This window comes from Phenylobacterium sp., from assembly GCF_016793285.1.
Lineage (GTDB): Bacteria > Pseudomonadota > Alphaproteobacteria > Caulobacterales > Caulobacteraceae > Phenylobacterium.
In genome coordinates, this window is sequence record NZ_JAEUMO010000154.1 from 1 (window position 1) to 15,958 (window position 15,958).

Genomic DNA, 15,958 nt, shown 5'->3' on the forward strand with positions numbered 1-15,958 from the left:
ATCACGTCCGCGCCCTGGTCCGCCAGCCACATCGCGCCAAATGGCCCCGAGACCACGCCGGTAAGGTCGAGGACCCGGACATCGTGCAACGGACCGAACATCGTCCCCCCTGAACTCGGCAGACACTTCCACGCCGACTCCCTTATTAACTGACATATTCGTCATTTGCAAAGCGCTCTTGGATCAGGGTTAAGAGCGTCTGTCGAAGCTGCGGCGGAGACGAAATGGACTGACAATCGCGCCACTCGCGAGAGCCGCCGAGGGCGCGGAAGCACCGAAAGTGCAGCCTCCCTGGCCGGGATGCGGGCAGGCGCGCGCCACGCGCGCCTCACGCCTATCGCAGCCGCGAAGGCGCGTCCGCGACGCCTGCGCGATACCCGGCATGGCACGACGCGGCCTCGCGTTCGGCCGTGGCCGAGATCGTCTGGAATCGGGCTTCGAGGTCGGCGATCAGCCGGGGATCGGTGCTGCGCGCCAGGATCTCCTTGTTGAGGAAGCGCGAGGCTCCGTTGAAGTTCAGGCTGCCGAACCAGGCCGAGCGTTCGCCGTTCCGTTGGATAATCAGGAACTTGGCGTGCATCGGCAGGGCCCCGGCGGTGCAGTAGCGTCGGATGCGCGCCCCCGCCTGGTCCAGCGCGTCCACCACGCTGTGCGGCGCCCGGCGTTCGGTGTCGTGGACGATCAGTTCGACGTCGGCGCCGCGGCGGGCGGCGCCCGCCAGCGCCCGCGCGAACGAGCCGCCGTCCATGTGCGAAATCGCGGCCTGCACCCGGTCGCCGTCGCCCAGGCGCGCGACGCGGCGCTCGACGACGTCGGGGTCCAGGCGCGGGAAGTAATAGAAGCGCACCGAACTCAGGTTCACCGCACGGTTCTCCGCGGCGCTGAAGCGGCCGGCCATGCCGATCCACAGGCGTTCGGCCTGCCGGCGGAGCGCCAGCGTCGCGGCGGGATCGCGGAACGCCACCAGCAGGTTCTCCCCGCGGTCCTGGTCGCCGATCTCGGCGAGCACCTCAGGCGCAGGCGTGGCGTCTCCCGATGGGTTGAACGAGCCGATCAGGACCTCGGGCGTCGGCCCGGAGAAGGCGTAGACCTTGGCATGAAGGCGCCCCAGGCCGAACCATGCGCGGTGAACCCGCAACCCGTCGCCCAGTCCGGCGCGCAGCGTCGCGATGACGCGGTCGTTGGCCCGTTCGCGCCGCGGCCGGCCCTCCACGCGCACGAGCACCCGAACGCCGCGCTCGCGGGCCGCGACCAGGCGCTCGGCCAGGTCCTGGTCGCGGAAGTAGTAGGTGGCCCAGATGATCTCGCCGCCGGCCGGCGTGGCGTCCACCTTGGCCACCAGAAGGTCACGCAAGGCGCCCTGCTTCTTGTCCGGGCCTCCGTAGTGGATCTCGGCCGCCACAGCGACGGGCGGTTGCGGCGGAAGGTCGACCGGGGTCATCGCGGCGCTAGCTCTCTTTCCGGCTGCGGCGCGCGATGCGTTCGCCGGGCGCCAGTTCCGCGGCCAGCCGCAGCAGCCGCTCCGCCGGGATCGCGCCGACCACGCCGAAGGCCTGGCCCCGATCCTCCCAGTAGACCACCCGCTCGCCCTTGTAGGTCTCGAGGATCGGCTTCGCGCCGGCCGGGGTGTCCATCCGCATCGCCACGAAGGAGATCGGCTCTCCGCGATCGGTCGCAGCGGCGATCTGGACGATGGGGCCCCGGTTCGACGGGAATATCTGCACGTCGGCGAGGAGGAGCGTGGACGGCAGGCGCGGCACGGACAGACCCGTGGCCGCGCGGATCTCCGCCGGGTCGAACTCTCGCACCTCGGGCTGCGACTTCATCGCCGCGCGGATCAGGGTGGTTCGGTGCGACGTCACCGCCTCGTCGACGAACCCGCGCGCCTCGGCGAGAGGGGCCGGCGCCTTCTCGAGCGCCGCGTTCGCCATCCAGCCCGCGCCGGCCGCCACCGTCAGCGCCGCCGCCTGCCGCCATCCCCGGCCCCGCGCGGGCGCCGGCCTTCGGCCTCCGCGTTCCTGCGCGACGAAGCCGGCGATCGCCTCGGCCGCGCGCGCGGACGCGGGCTCGGCGGCGGTATCGAACGTACCCGCAAACCCTTCGATCTGCGGGGCAAGGAACCGCCAGTGCCCGGCGACCGCAGAGTCGACGGTCTCGACGAGCGCCGCCGGGTCGGTGACGACGGGCCCGAAGCGCCAGTGGCTATAGTTCTCGTCGGCGGCCCAGTCGACGCCATGGGCGTCCAGGAATACGCACGGCCGGGGCGTGCGGAGAAACTCGTAGACCTGGCTGCTCACGTCGCCGAGGTAGACGTCGGCCAGCGTCGTGTAGGTCATGTCGATGCAGCGGTCGCTGCCGGTGTCGAAGTGGATGTGCCGGCAGCCGGCGTAGCGCGCGGCCAGCTCGCGCCAGAGCGCCTGCCGTGCGCGGCCGTCCGTCATGCGCACGTGCGGCGCGACGATGAGGTTGTAGCGCGCCTGGCCCGCGAAGGCCGCGATCACCCGTTCGCCGAAGGCAGCCCACGAGCCCAGGCCCGAGAAGTGAGGGTTGTAGAGCACGGTCGGTCGGCGATCGTCGAACGGTCGCCAGTCCGGATCGCGGATGGCGTCGGCGGCGTCGAACTTGGGATAGCCGGCGACCGCGTAGGCGCCGTCCCGGATCAGTCCCTCCCTCGTCAGCCGCTCGCGATGCTTCTCGCCGGCCATCAGCACGAAGTCGAACTCACGGATGCGGGGATCGAATCCGGCCGCCCGGTCGCCCGCGCCGTGGTCGAGATGCACGAACAGCGGCCCGCGGACGCCCAGCCGGCGCAGCAGGATCGAGGTCCGCTCCGGGACCGCGATGGCGTCGAACCCACTGAGTCGGCGGGCGAGCAGCGCCAGGCTGACCAGCTTGGGCGGGCTCGACGCGCCGGTGGCCTGACGCAGGGCCGACAGCAGCCCGGGACTGACGGTCGAGAACACCACCGGCGCGCCGCCCAGCCGCTCGACCAGCCGGCGACCGTAGGCGACGTGCTCGGGACACGGCGACAGCAGATGCGCCTCGAACCCGGGCGTCCGCGCCAGTTGCACGGCGGTCGAGACGCCGTGCAGCATCTGGTGGCGCTGCGCATTGAAGAAGAAGCACACCCGCAGCGGGCGGCCCGGGGCCGGGGATCCGAGACTCGACATGCGACCACTGTCCGAGGAGACGTCGGACGCGAAGTCGCACGCGCTCTTATCGGCGGGGCGCCGCGAACATTTGCGCGCCGCCATGTTCTGGGGAAGGACGGGCCGTCGGGGGCAGGCCGGCGATCCCGATGGCTCAGCGCGTGCCTTTTGCGGCGAAGCCCTCGAGCTGGTCGACGTTGGAGCGGTCGACGAAGTAGGGTCCGGTCAGCACCGCCGAACCCCCGCCGATGACGTTGCCGTTCATGCGCTGCAGCCAGAGCGCGTCGACGGCGAGGTAGCCCTGCAGGTAGGGCTGCTGGTCGATCGACCATTGCAGCTTGCCCGAGCGGATGGCGGCCGGGACCTGGGCGTTCGTGTCGAAGGTGGCGATGCTGGCCGCGCTGCCGGCGTCGCGCGCGGCCTCGGCCGACGTGAGCGCGAACGGGGCCCCCAGCGCCACGACGAGGTCGATCGACGGGTCCTGCCGCAGCTTGGCCGCGACGGTGGAGCGCACGGACGGCATGTCGGTCCCGATGACGTAGACCTTGTCGAACCGGCCGCCGCCGAACCCGCGCCTCAGGCCGTCGCAGCGCGCTTCCAGCGCGACGTGCCCCTGCTCCTGCGAGACGCAGAGCAGGTGCTTGAAGCCCGAGGCCGCGGCCCGCTTGCCGGCCTGCACGCCCGCCTCGCCGTCGTCGGAGCCGAAGTAGTTCATCGCGCCGGCGGCCTTCCAGTCGTCGAGGCCGGCGTTCAGCACCACCACCGGGATGCCGGCCGCCCGCGCACGCTGGACCGCCGCGGACACTGCAGCGGGCTTGGCCAGGGTGACGGCGATGGCGTCGACGCGGCTGTCGATGGCGTTCTGCACCAGCACCGCCTGGGCCGCGCCGTCCGCGTCGCTGGCGTAGCGCAGGGTGACCTGGTCCTTGGCGGCGGCCGCCTCGGCTCCGCGGCGCACGATGTCCCAGAAGGCGTCGCCCGGGGCGGCGTGGGTGATCAGCGCCACCGTCATCGGCCCCTTGGGCGCGCCCTCGGCCCGCTTCGCCGCCGCCTTGCCGCCCTGCGAGCTGCAGGCGCCGATGGCCAGGATCGCGACGGCGGCCAACGCCGCCGAAAGGATGCGCCGCCTCATGCGCCCTGCTCCGCCAGCTCGCCGGCCATCTGGCGGGCCAGTGCGTCGACGGTGATCTCGGCGCGGCGGAACGCGCCCTGCCCGGCGCCGCGCTGGAGCACGAGGAAGCGGTTGCCGACGGCGTAGGCGTGATTGGGATTGTGGGTGATCAGGATCACGGCCAGCCCCCGCGCTTTCGCCGCCGCCACCTGGCGCAGCACCATGCCTGCCTGGCGCACGCCAAGCGCCGCAGTAGGCTCGTCGAGGACGAGGGCCCGAGCGCCGAAGTGGATGGCGCGCGCGATCGCCACGCACTGGCGCTGGCCGCCGGACAGGTCCGCGACCGGGCGGTCGACGTCCGGCAGATCGGTCCCGAGATCGGCCAGCGCCGCGCGGGTCACCTCGCGCATGCGGGCCACGTCCATGCGGCGCAGCGGCCCCCACCCGGCCTCCAGTTCCTGGCCCAGGAACAGGTTGGCCCAGACCGGCATCAGCGGCGCCAGCGCCAGGTCCTGGAAGACGGTGGCGATGCCGTGGGCCAGGGCCTCGCGGGGCGAGGCGTAGCGGACGGCATTCCCGTCGACCTCGACCACGCCGTCGTCGTGGGGGTGCAGGCCGGCGACGATCTTGATCAGGGTGGACTTGCCGGCCCCGTTGTCGCCCAGCACGCAGGTGACCTCGCCGGCATGGGCTTCGAGGTCGACGGCACGCAGAGCCTCCAGCGCGCCGTAGCGCTTGCCGACGCCGGTGAGGCGGATCAGGGGCGCGCTCATCGCCCCGCCGCCTGCCAGCGGCGCACGCCGGCGTTCAGGAGGATCACCGCCAGCAGCAGGACGCCGACGAAGAACTTGAACCAGTCGGGGTTCCAGCCGGCGTAGATAATGCCCTGGGTAGTCATGCCGAAGATCAGCGCGCCCAGCACCGCGCCCACCGCCGAGCCCTGGCCGCCGGTCAGCAGGCAGCCGCCGACCACCGCGGCGATGATGTAGTAGAACTCCTTGCCCACGCCCTCGCCGGACTGGACCGTGTCGTAGGCGAAGAGCTGGTGCATCCCGACGAACCAGGCGGCGAAGGCGGTCGTGGCGAAGAGCGCGATCTTGACGCGGCGCACAGGCACGCCGACCGCCCGCGCCGTCAGCGGCGCGCCGCCCACCGCGAAGATCCAGTTGCCCACCCGCCTGCGCCACAGCACCCACGACGCCAGGGCGGCGAAGGCCAGCCACCAGAGCACGGTCACCCGCACGTCCACGCCGCCCACGCTGAAGCTGGAAGCGAACACCGCGCGGGCCGAGGCGAAGCCGTCCATGTCGGCGATGCTGCGGGTGGCGACATTGCCGGTGATCAACCGCGTGCCCGCCAGGTTCAGGCCCGCCAGCATGAAGAAACTGCCCAGGGTGACCAGGAAGCTCGGGATGCCGGTGCGCACCACCAGCACGCCGTTGAGCACGCCCACCGCCAGCGCCACAGCCAGCGAGACGCCGACGCCGACCCAGACGTTGGCCGTCATCTCGTAGCTGAACATCGAGGCCGTCAGCGCCGCGGTGATGACCGCAACGCCAGCCGAGAGGTCGAACTCGCCGCCGATCATCAGCAGCGCGACGGCCAGCGCCGGGATGCCGTAGATCGAGCTGACGTAGAGCACGGTCGACAGCGACGACAGGTCCCGGAAGGGCGGCGCGACGGCGAAGAAGAACAGATAGACCAGCACCGCGCCCGCCAGCGCGCCGGCCTCCGGCGTCGCCAGGCGTCGGGTCTTCCGCGACGCGCCCGTCTCGCTCACCAAGCCTCCCCGCAGCCGACTTCGCCGGTCTTGCGGAAACTAGAGCCCAGCCGGGGCGGCAAGGCAACGGCGTCAGCCGCCGAAGGCGCGCTGGACGGTGACGCCGACGAACGGTCCGAAGTCCATCCTGCGGGTCTCGATGCGCCTGAGGGGCGCTGCGCCGCGCACGCCGGCGTACTGCTCGCGGCGACGGTAGACCTTGCCGTCGGTGAGGTTGTCGGCCTGGACGCGGATGTTCCAGGCCGGGGTCGGCCGGTATTCCGCGAAGAGGCCGAGGCGGGCGTCGACCCGGTCGGCCTTCACCTCGTTGAACAGGTACTCGACCTTGCCCTGCGCCAGGATCGCATCGACGCCCCAGCGGGCGCGCCAGCGCGGCAGGTCCTGGGTGAGATGGACGACGCCCTCGAAGCGGGGCTCGCCCGAGATCCCGCGCGATACGCCCGACGCCGGGTCGGTGACGCGGCTACGCCGCCAGGTGAGATCGGACTTCAGCACCACCGCGGGCAGGCCCAGGCGATCCAGCGGCGCGGTGAGCGCAAGCTGGGCCTCTTCGCGGACGCCGCGGCCGATGTTGCCCGGCGCGTCGAAGGCGTAACCCGGCCCGACGACGGGGACCCTGTCGACCACGCCGCGGATCATGTCGCGCCGCACGGTGGCGACGAGCGACCCCGCGCCCGCGAAGCGCCGCTCCCAGGTCAGCGCGGCGCGCCAGGCGCGGTCGGGCTCCAGATCGGGGTTGCCGGCGGTCACGGTGTTGGAGGTCAGCGAGGCCGAACTGACGAAGTCCTCGAAATCGAGCTGGCCCACCCGCCGCTCGACCGCCAGGCGCAGTTCGTCGTTCGCCGAGGGCCGCCAGCTCACCAGCGCGCGGGGCTTCGGATAGACGAATGTCCGGGTGAGCGAAGCGTCCCCCGACTGGGTCAGCCGCGAGACCTCGATCCGACCGCCGGCCTCCACCGTCAGGCTGGGGCGCGGCCGCCAGGTCAGGGTCGCGAACCCCTCGGCGCGGCGCTCCTCGACACGAACGCGGGCGGCCGGCAGGTCGACCTCGACGCCGTTCTCGGCGAGGCCGTTGCGGCTCGAAAGCGTGTTGAGCGCCGCCTCGCCCCCGACCTCCACGGTGGTGGCCGCGCCCGCGCGCCGGGCGACGGCGCGTGCGATGCTCTCACGGGCGTCCAGGGACACGCGGGCCACTTCGCGCTCGGCGCCCTCGTCGGCCTGGTCGCGCGCACGGGTGCGGCTCCACCGGCTGAGCGCCAGGGCCTCCAGGGTCCACGGCCCGGCCAGGGCGCGCTCGTAGTGTCCGCCGAGTTCGCCCTCGGTCACGTTCTCGCGTTCGCCCACGACCTCGGCAGAGGGCGCGGGAAACGTCGCCGTCTCGAGGATGTTGGCGCGTGTGCGCTCGGCGCGCGCTGAGCCGTCGAGGCGCAGCTTCCCCCCGGCCAGGGGCCGCTCGTAGGCCAAGGCGCCCTCGGCGACGTCGGTCCACTGGTTCTCGCGGTAGGTCGCGTCGCGCAGCGGCGCGCCCGCCGGGTCGACACGGTTGCGCGGTCCTTCGCCTTTCTCGGTGTCGATCTCCCGGGCGACCGAGGCCGAGGCCTCCAGCAGGTGTTCGCCGCTGCGTCGGCTCATCTCGCCGGCGAGCCGCGGCGCCTGCCGCCGGCCTGGATAGGCGCCGAGGCCCGCCTCGACGCGACCACGCGTCACCGCCTCGCGACGGCGCACCACGTTGGCGACCGAGGGCCGCCCCTGCAGGTCGAAGCCGGCCGCACCGGCGCGCACCAGGTCGATCCGCTCGACCGATCGCGCCGGGATGCGCCGCAGGATCGCCTCCAGGCCCTCCTGCTTGCTCGTGGGCCGCTTGCCGTCGATCAGCACATTGCCCGACGCGCCGCCGAACCCGCGCACCTCGGCGTCGCCGGGGTCGAAGGTGAAGCCCGGCAGCCGCTGCAGCATGTCGAACGCCGAATAGGGCTGCGCCGGCGCGAAGAAGGCGGCGGGATAGGCGGTGACCGGCCCCTCCTGCGCGTGAGCGGCCAGCGGAACCAGCAGCAGAGCCGCAACGGCGCAGGATCGGATCGCAGACATGAGGCCCCTCGTGCGGGGACAGCGCGTCCCCGGACCTCTTCCTGCGCCCCCGCCCCTGACGGCCCGGCCACGACGGCCGTCAGCGGCGTGTCAGCGTCGGGGCCGTAGGAGAGTGGCCATGACCCAACGCTTCCTCACTCCCCTGGCCGCCGCCGCGCTCCTGGCGCTGGCGGCCATCCCCGCCACCGCCGCCGACGGACACAAGCCCAAGGACCACGAGGCCGCCCGCGCCGCCCTCGCGCGCGGTGAGATCCAGCCGCTCACGAAGGTGCTGACCGCCGCCCAGGCCAAGGCGCCCGGCGACGTCATCAAGATCGAACTCGAAGACGAGAGAGGCCGCCTCATCTATGAGGTGAAGATTCTGGGACGGGACGGCCGCGTGCGCGAAGTGGAGCTCGACGCGCGCACCGCCGCGGTGCTGAAGGTCGAGGACGATTGATTGCGCGCCCTGGTCGTCGAGGATGATCCGCACGTCGGGCCGGACCTCGTCCGCGCCCTGACGGCGGCCGGCTTCGCGGTGGACCTGGCCCGGGACGGCGAAGACGCCTCGTTCCGGGGTTCCGTCGAGGACTATGCGGCCGTCGTGCTCGACCTCGGCCTCCCGCGGCTGGACGGCCTTTCGGTGCTGAAGCGCTGGCGCGCCGACGGCCGGGCGTTTCCGGTGCTGATCCTTTCGGCGCGCGGCGACTGGACCGAGAAGGTCGAGGGCATCGAGGCCGGGGCCGACGACTACATGGCCAAACCGTTCGAGATGGGCGAACTGGTGGCGCGATTCCGCGGCCTCATCCGCCGCGCGGCGGGCCGCCTGACGCCTGTCGTGAGCGTGGGCCGGCTCAGCCTCGACACGCAGCGGCGCTCGGCCAGCCTGGACGGCGCGCCCCTGCGGCTCTCGCCGCTCGAATTCCGCCTCCTCGACTGCCTCGCGCACAACCCCGGACGCGCCGTCTCGGCAGGCGAGCTGGCCGACCACCTCTACGGCGTCGGCGACGGTGGCGACGCCAACGCCATCGAGGCGTTGGTGGCCCGCCTGCGCCGTAAGGTCGGCGCCGAGGTGATCGTGACCCGGCGCGGATTCGGCTACGCGCTGGCGGCGGCCTGAGGCGTGGCCGCGCGGTCGCTGCAGCTTCGCCTGCTGGCCAGCGCCGCGGTGGCCGTGTTCGTCGCGCTGGCCGTCGCGTGGCTGGCGATGACCTGGCTGTTCGAGCGCCACGTGGAGCGGCGCGAGGCCGCCGAACTCGCGCGCACCGGCGACGCGCTGGCCGCCGCGCTCGCCATCGACGCCGCGGGGCGGCCGGGGCTGGAGCAGACGCCGCTCGACCCCCGCGCGATGCGCGCCGCCAGCGGTTTCTACTGGCAGGTGAGCACGGACCGCGGCGTCGTGCGCTCCCGTTCGCTTTGGGATCAGGCGCTGCCCGTCCCGGCGGAGGCCTCGCCCTCGGACTGGGCGACCGACGCCACCCCAGGCCCGTTCGGCCAGCGGCTGCTGCGGGTGGCGCGCGCGATCCGGGCGCCCGGAGCCGACGCACCGGCGGTCATCCAGGTCGGCGTGGACGTGCGCGAACTGACTGAAGCCCGCACCCAGTTCGGCCGCGAGCTGGCGCTTTTCCTCGCCGGGCTCTGGGCGGTGCTGGCGCTCGCGGCGCTCGTACAGGTCCGGCTGGGCCTCGCCCCGCTGGCGCCGCTGCGCGAGCGCCTGCAACGCATGCGCCGCAATCCGACCGCGCGGCTAGGCGAGGATCATCCCCGCGAGGTCGCCCCGCTGGTCGAGGCGATCAACGCGCTGGCCGAGGCGCGGCAGGCCGACGTGGCGCGCGCGCGCCGACGCGCCGGCGACCTCGCCCACAGTCTGAAGACCCCGCTGGCGGCGCTCGGCGCTCAGAGCCGGCTCGCACGCGACGCCGGCGCGACGGAAGCCGCCGACGGCCTCGACAGCGCCATCGCGGCCATGGCGGCTGCGCTGGAGGCGGAACTCGCGCGCGCCCGGGCTGCGGCGGCTCGGGACGCGGCGCAGGAGGGCGCCTCGTCGCCCGCCACCGTCGCCGAGCAGCTCATCGACGTGCTGGAGCGGACGCCTGCGGGCGAGCGGATCGTGTTCGCGCAGGAGATCGACCCTTCCCTCGCCGTCCCGGTGGCGGCCGACGTGCTGGCCGAAGTGCTGGGCGCGCTGATGGAGAACGCCGCCCGTTTCGCGCGCCGGCAGGTCCGGCTGACCGGCGCGCCGTCGACGGAAGCCGTGTCGGTCACCGTAGAAGACGACGGCCCGGGCCTGGACGCCGAACGTACCGAGGCGGCGCTCATCCGAGGCGGGCGGCTGGACGAGGCCGGGCCGGGTCACGGCCTGGGCCTGGCCATCGTGCGCGACCTGGTCGAGGCCACCGACGGCGCCGTGGCGCTGGACCGCTCGCCGCTGGGCGGGCTACGCGTCGTCGTGAGCTGGCCGGGCGCTTAGCCGTCGATCGGCCGAAGGACCTCGAGCAACGCCGCGTGGATGCCCGGCGCCGAGTTCAGGACGTTGCCGCCCATGATGTCGAGCGGGCCGCCCGCGGTGTTGGTGACCACGCCGCCAGCCTCGCGCACCAGCACTGCGCCGGCCGCCATGTCCCACGGGCTCACCGACTGCTCCCAGTAGGCGTCGAAGCGGCCGCAGGCGACGTAGGCCGTATCGACCGCGCCGGCGCCCAGCCGCCTCACCGAGGCCACACGGTGGGTGAGCTGGGCGATCTCATGATGGAACTGCGCCTGGCGCGGCTTGCCGGCGAAGGGGATGCCGATCGCCAGCACCGAATCCTCCAGGCGCGCGGTCCCGGCCACCCGGATCGGCGCGCCGTTCAGAAACGCGCCGCCGCCGCGCTCGGCCCAGAACATCTCGTCCATCATCGGCACGTAGGTGACCCCGGCGAGCACGTCGCCGGCCTTCGCCAGGGCGATGTTGACCGCGAAGAAGGGCACGCCGCGGACGAAGTTCATGGTGCCGTCCAGCGGGTCGACGACCCAGACGTGGTCGGGATCGGACCCGGGGACCAGCCCGCCCTCCTCGCCCAGGAAGCCGTACGCGGGTCGGGCCCGCGCCAGCATCGACTTCACCGTCTCCTCCGCGCGCAGGTCGGCCTCGGAGAAGGGATCGCCCGCACCGTTCTTGAAGCGGACGTCCAGCGACGCCAGGTCTGCGAAGTCCTGCTTCAGGCGGTCGCCCGCGACGCGGGCCGCCTCGATCATGGTCTCCAGAAGCTGCGACGGCATCAGTCCCTCAGTTTTACGCGCCACAGGCTCGACGCCAGCAGCAGAGACACGACCGACGCCCCGATCCAGAAGGTGATGGCGGGGCCGAAGTCGTAGTGGCGGACGCCCGCGACCATGGTCGTGCCGCGGTCGATCAGGATGCCCGAGATCTGTTCCTGCACCGCGGCGCCCAGATAGCTGAAGACGCCGATCAGGCCCATGGCCGCGCCGACGACGCGCTTGGGGCAGATGTCGGTGGCGAAGAGGCCGCCGACGGAGGTCACGAGCCCCGTCATGCCCAGGCCGAACAGCACCATCCCGGCCACCAGGACGAAGTGGTTCTGCGGCCCGAAGAAGATCAGGCCCAGGCCCGCCAGCTCGATGAGTCCGAAGATCAGGTTGGCCGGCGGACGCTTGGCCGCGAAGAACTTGTCCGAGATGTAGCCGAAGGCCACGGCCCCGCCGATGCCGGCGAGGGTGGACGTGAAGAGCAGGCTGCCGGCGGCGGGCAGGCTGTAGCCCCTGGCCTCCTGCAGGTAGAGCACGCCCCAGCTATTGATGGCGTAGCGGGTGACGTAGGTCATGGCGCTGGCGAGCGCGAGGATCCAGACCGCCGGGATCCTGAGGATCGAGAGCTGGGTGGCGAGCAGCGGCGTCTCCGCCTTCAGCGCGTCCGGGCCCTGCCAGTGGTCGTTGCGGTAGTCGGCGACAGGGGGCAGGCCGTAGCTCTTCGGCGCGTCCCGGACCCAGCGGAGCATCCAGACGCCGGCCAGCGCGCAGATGGCCGCCGGGACATGATAGCCCATGGACCAGCCGAAGGCGGCGACGATGGCGCCGGTCATGAGGAAGTTCAGGCCCTCGCCGATCGAGTGCGCGGTCGACCAGATGCCGTAGTAGCGGCCGCGCTCGCGGTTGGAGAACCATGACGTCATCGCCACCACGCAGGCCGGCGCGCCGAAACTCTGGAACCAGCCGTTCAGCCCCCAGAAGATCGCCGCGGCCGTGACGCTGGTCGAGAAGCCCATGCCCAGGTTGCAGAGCGCCGAACCGATGAAGCCGGCGGCGATGAACCGGCGCGCGTTGGCATGGTCGGCCAGGAACCCGTTGAAGAGCTTGCCGATGGCGTAGCTGTAGAACAGCGCCGAACCGATCAGGCCCAGGTCCGCGGCGGTGAAGATGCCACCGTCGATCAGCGGCTTCTTCACCACTCCGATGGCCAGGCGGCCGGTGTACGACAGCCCGTAGCCCAGGGTGATGGCCATCATCACCTGGAAGCGGTAGCGCCGGTACAGCGTGTCGGTGCGCGCCGGATCGTCGATCGGCGGCGCGGCGGCGGCCGGGGCGAAGAAGGCCAGCGGGTTCGGCATCGATTTCCCCCGGATCTGCCGTTAGCGCATCGTCGGAATGACGAAACTCTGGTCGGCGACCTCGCCGTCCGCGACCCGCTTCGGCCAGCGCTGGGTCACGATCTTCTGGCGCGTGTAGAAGCGCACGCCGTCCATCCCGTACTGGTTCAGGTCGCCGAAGCCCGAGCGCTTCCACCCGCCGAACGAATGGTAGGCGACCGGCACCGGTATCGGCACGTTGATGCCCACCATGCCCACCTCGACCTCGGCGGCGAACTCGCGGGCCGCATCGCCGTCGCGGGTGAAGATGGCCACGCCGTTGCCGTAGGCATGGCGCGTGGGCAGGCTGACCGCCTCGGCGAAACTCTGGGCGCGCACGATCTGCAGCACCGGACCGAAGATCTCGTCCTGGTAGGTCTGCATGGCCGGCGTCACGCGGTCGAACAGCGTGGGCCCCACGAAGAAGCCGCCTTCCGAGCCCTGGAGCGTGAAGCCGCGGCCGTCGACCACCAGTTCGGCGCCCTCGTCGACGCCCATCTGGATATAGCCTTCGATCCGCGCCTTGTGGGCGGCGGAGACCACGGGGCCGTAGTGGGCGTCGGGATCGGTGGAAACCCCGATCCGCAGGCCCTCGATCGCGGTCACCAGCTTGCTGCGCAGTATGTCCGCGGTGTCTTCCCCCACCGCCACGACCACCGGCAGCGCCATGCAGCGTTCGCCGGCCGAGCCGTAGGCCGCGCCCACGATGTCGGCGACGGCCTGGTCGAAGTCGGCGTCGGGCAGGACCACGCCATGGTTTTTGGCGCCGCCCATCGCCTGGCAGCGCTTCCCGCCGGCCGCGGCGCGCGCATAGACCGCCCGGGCGATGTCGGAGGAGCCCACGAAGCTCACGGCCTTGACCGCCGGATGATCGAGGATCGCATCGACCGCGACCTTGTCGCCGTGGACGACGTTGAGCACGCCCGGCGGCAGGCCCGCCTCGATCATCAGTTCGGCCAGCCGCAGCGGTACCGACGGGTCACGCTCGGACGGCTTCAGGATGAAGGCGTTGCCGGCGGCGATGGCCGGCCCGAACATCCACATCGGGATCATGGCCGGGAAGTTGAACGGGGTGATCCCGGCCACCACGCCCAGGGGTTCGCGGCTCGAGAAGACATCGATGCCCGGCCCCGCGCCGCTGGTGAAGTCGCCCTTCATCAGGTGCGGGATGCCGCAGGCGAACTCGATGACCTCCAGCCCGCGCTGGATGTCGCCGCGGCTGTCGGCGACCACCTTGCCGTGCTCGGAGGACAGCAGCGCGGCCAGTTCGTCCATGTGGACTTCCAGCAGCCGCTTGAACTCGAACATCACCCGCGCCCGCCGCTGCGGGTTCACCGCGGCCCAGGCCTTCTGCGCGACGCGGGCGTTCTCGACGGCGGCGTCGAGTTCGGCGGCGTTCGCGAGCGGGACGCGGGCCTGCGCCCGGCCCGTGTTGGGATCGAAGACGTCGCCGAAGCGGCCCGAGGCGCCCGCGACGGCGCGGCCTCCGATGAAATGGGGAATGTCACGCACGGGGGTCAGGCCTTCTTCGCAATCCAGTCGTGGGCGGGGTCGTTGCGGAAGATCCACTGCCGTTTCGGGCCGGCCATGACGTTCAGGTAGTAGAGGTCGTAGCCGTGCGGCGCGCCGACCGGATGATAGCCGCGCGGCACCATCACCACGTCGCCGTCCTCCACGGAGATCGTCTCGTCCAGGCTGCGGTCGTCGGTGTAGACGCGCTGGATCGCGAAGCCCTGCGGCGGGTCGAGGCGGTGGTAGTAGGTCTCCTCCAGCGCGGTCTCCTCCGCGGGCGTGGCGGTGTCGTGCTTGTGGGGGGGATAGCTCGACCAGTGGCCGCCCGGCGTGATCACCTCCACCACCAGCAGGCTCTCGGCGGGCTCGGTCTCGGGCAGGATGTTGCGGACATAGCGGGTGTTGGTGTCCTTGCCGCGAACCTCGCGGCTCATCCGCGCGGGGTCGATCAGGCGGGGCGCGCCGGGGCCGGTCCCCGGCGCAGTGCAGACGGCCAGCTCGACAGGTCCCCTGGCCGTCACCGTCCAGGCCACTCCGGCGGGGACGTACACCGCCGCTGGCGCCCGGTCCTCGAACACGCTCCCGCGGCCGCCGACGCCCGGATAGTCCGTTCCGCCGGCCTGGACGTCGGCGGTCCCCGTCAGCACCACGAGGCAGGCCTCGCGGCCCGGCGCGCCGCCGCGGGCGACGCGCCCGTCGGCCAGTTCATGCACAGCGAAACCGACATGGTTCCAGCCGGCGCTCTGCGGGCTGACGTCCAGGACCTGGCCGTTGGCGTCGGGGGCGTGCGGGCGGACGCGCAGGTCGGGCATCAGGCGGCCTCCTCTAGTCCGGCGGCCGCCGCCTCGCGTTCGAGGGTGCGCAGGCCGAGTTCGCCGTAGGTGCGCGGGTTGGCGATGGCCGGGTCCTGCTCGGCCTCCACCACGATCCAGCCGGAGTAGCGGATATCGGCCAGCGCGCGCATGACCTTGGCGTAGTCGATGCCGCCGTCGCCCGGCACGGTGAACATCCCGGCCAGCACGCCGTCCAGGAAGCTCTGGCCGTTGCGGCGCACGCCGGCGAACACAGGGCCGCGGACGTCCTTGCAGTGGACGTGGGCGATGCGGCTCGGGTGCGTGCGGATCGCCGTCACCGGATCGACGCCGCCCAGCGCCGCGTGACCCGTATCCAGCGTCAGGCCCACCGTTTCACCCGTGGCCCCGATGAAGGCCTCCAGGTCGTCGGACCGCTCGACCACCGTGCCCAGGTGGTGGTGGTAGGCGAAGCGCAGGCCGTGGCTGGTGATATGGTCGGCGAAGGCGGTTAGGCGCGCGCCGAACGTCTTCCACGCCTGCGCGTCCAGGCGCGGCGTCCCGCTGAGCGGCGCGCCCCTCTGGCCGTGGATGGCGTTGGACGTCTCGGCGTGGACCCACACGGTCGAGCCCATGGCCTTCAGCAGGCGGAGATGATCTTCGGCCGCCGCGATCTCGGCGTCGACGTCGTGGGCCAGCAGCGCGCCGCTGAACCAGCCTCCCACGAGGTCGAGGCCGTAGGCGTCCAGCTTCGGCTTCAGGACCGCCGCGTCGCGCGGGAAGATCCCCCCCAGCTCCACGCCGGAGAAGCCGATGTCGCGCGCGTCGCTGAGGATGGTCTCCAGCGGCGTGCCGGCGCCCAGCTCCGGCATGTCGTCGTTGACCCAGGCGATCGGGCTGACGCCGAAACGGATGGACATGCG

At 72.3% G+C, this 15,958-nt stretch carries 15 protein-coding genes; 3 read left to right on the forward strand and 12 right to left on the reverse strand.

Translation table 11 applies throughout. The features are described 5' to 3' along the window. The 7 genes from JNL41_RS14175 to JNL41_RS14205 all read right to left on the reverse strand — a co-directional run. Nucleotides 1-101 (reverse strand): CoA transferase (locus JNL41_RS14175; protein ID WP_293476025.1); only part of this gene is annotated, 101 nt, incomplete at its 3' end. Nucleotides 102-334: 233 nt separating this feature from the next. Next, nucleotides 335-1,441: a phospholipase D-like domain-containing protein gene (locus JNL41_RS14180; RefSeq protein ID WP_293475967.1), complete on the reverse strand. Its 1,107-nt coding sequence runs from the start codon at nucleotides 1,439-1,441 to the stop codon at nucleotides 335-337. A 7-nt stretch (nucleotides 1,442-1,448) separates the two neighbouring features. Beyond that, nucleotides 1,449-3,170 carry a hypothetical protein gene (locus JNL41_RS14185; protein ID WP_293475969.1) on the reverse strand — a complete coding sequence of 574 codons (1,722 nt, stop codon included), beginning with the start codon at nucleotides 3,168-3,170 and terminating at the stop codon, nucleotides 1,449-1,451. Nucleotides 3,171-3,303: 133 nt separating this feature from the next. After that, the gene (locus JNL41_RS14190; RefSeq protein WP_293475970.1) at nucleotides 3,304-4,281 is read right to left on the reverse strand and encodes a substrate-binding domain-containing protein; all 978 of its coding nucleotides are present in this window, start codon (nucleotides 4,279-4,281) and stop codon (nucleotides 3,304-3,306) included. Further along, nucleotides 4,278-5,033: an ATP-binding cassette domain-containing protein gene (locus JNL41_RS14195; RefSeq protein WP_293475972.1), complete on the reverse strand. Its 756-nt coding sequence runs from the start codon at nucleotides 5,031-5,033 to the stop codon at nucleotides 4,278-4,280. Before JNL41_RS14195 ends, JNL41_RS14190 begins: the two co-directional genes overlap by 4 nt. Next, nucleotides 5,030-6,040: an ABC transporter permease gene (locus JNL41_RS14200; protein WP_293475974.1), complete on the reverse strand. Its 1,011-nt coding sequence runs from the start codon at nucleotides 6,038-6,040 to the stop codon at nucleotides 5,030-5,032. Before JNL41_RS14200 ends, JNL41_RS14195 begins: the two co-directional genes overlap by 4 nt. A 72-nt stretch (nucleotides 6,041-6,112) precedes the next feature. Beyond that, complete coding sequence (locus JNL41_RS14205; RefSeq protein WP_293475976.1) at nucleotides 6,113-8,128, reverse strand: TonB-dependent receptor; 2,016 nt, start codon at nucleotides 8,126-8,128, stop codon at nucleotides 6,113-6,115. 118 nt (nucleotides 8,129-8,246) lie between these two features. Between JNL41_RS14205 and JNL41_RS14210 the strand changes: the two genes are divergently transcribed. From JNL41_RS14210 to JNL41_RS14220, 3 genes are read left to right on the forward strand one after another with little or no spacing between them, the layout of a single operon-like run. Continuing rightward, entirely contained in the window at nucleotides 8,247-8,567 is a 321-nt protein-coding gene (locus JNL41_RS14210) for a PepSY domain-containing protein (protein WP_293475978.1), read from the forward strand. Next, nucleotides 8,568-9,227, forward strand: a complete 660-nt coding sequence (locus tag JNL41_RS14215) for a response regulator transcription factor (RefSeq protein ID WP_293475980.1) — start codon at nucleotides 8,568-8,570, stop codon at nucleotides 9,225-9,227. 3 nt (nucleotides 9,228-9,230) lie between these two features. Further along, nucleotides 9,231-10,577 (forward strand): sensor histidine kinase, encoded by a 1,347-nt coding sequence (locus tag JNL41_RS14220; protein WP_293475982.1) that lies wholly within the window; start codon nucleotides 9,231-9,233, stop codon nucleotides 10,575-10,577. On the opposite strand, the gene JNL41_RS14225 is transcribed toward JNL41_RS14220, so the two are convergent. From JNL41_RS14225 to iolE, 5 genes are read right to left on the reverse strand one after another with little or no spacing between them, the layout of a single operon-like run. Further along, a complete protein-coding gene (locus JNL41_RS14225) occupies nucleotides 10,574-11,368 on the reverse strand; it encodes an inositol monophosphatase family protein (RefSeq protein WP_293475984.1) in 795 nt (264 codons plus the stop codon). The two genes, JNL41_RS14220 and JNL41_RS14225, sit on opposite strands and share 4 nt — an antisense overlap. Continuing rightward, nucleotides 11,368-12,714: an MFS transporter gene (locus tag JNL41_RS14230; RefSeq protein WP_293475986.1), complete on the reverse strand. Its 1,347-nt coding sequence runs from the start codon at nucleotides 12,712-12,714 to the stop codon at nucleotides 11,368-11,370. The genes JNL41_RS14225 and JNL41_RS14230 overlap by 1 nt, the downstream gene beginning before the upstream one ends. A 21-nt stretch (nucleotides 12,715-12,735) precedes the next feature. Further along, nucleotides 12,736-14,244 carry a CoA-acylating methylmalonate-semialdehyde dehydrogenase gene (locus tag JNL41_RS14235; RefSeq protein WP_293475988.1) on the reverse strand — a complete coding sequence of 503 codons (1,509 nt, stop codon included), beginning with the start codon at nucleotides 14,242-14,244 and terminating at the stop codon, nucleotides 12,736-12,738. A 5-nt stretch (nucleotides 14,245-14,249) separates the two neighbouring features. Continuing rightward, nucleotides 14,250-15,056, reverse strand: a complete 807-nt coding sequence (iolB, locus tag JNL41_RS14240) for a 5-deoxy-glucuronate isomerase (protein WP_293475990.1) — start codon at nucleotides 15,054-15,056, stop codon at nucleotides 14,250-14,252. Continuing rightward, nucleotides 15,056-15,955 carry a myo-inosose-2 dehydratase gene (iolE, locus tag JNL41_RS14245; protein ID WP_293475992.1) on the reverse strand — a complete coding sequence of 300 codons (900 nt, stop codon included), beginning with the start codon at nucleotides 15,953-15,955 and terminating at the stop codon, nucleotides 15,056-15,058. Before iolE ends, iolB begins: the two co-directional genes overlap by 1 nt. Between the last annotated feature and the right edge of the window lie 3 nt (nucleotides 15,956-15,958).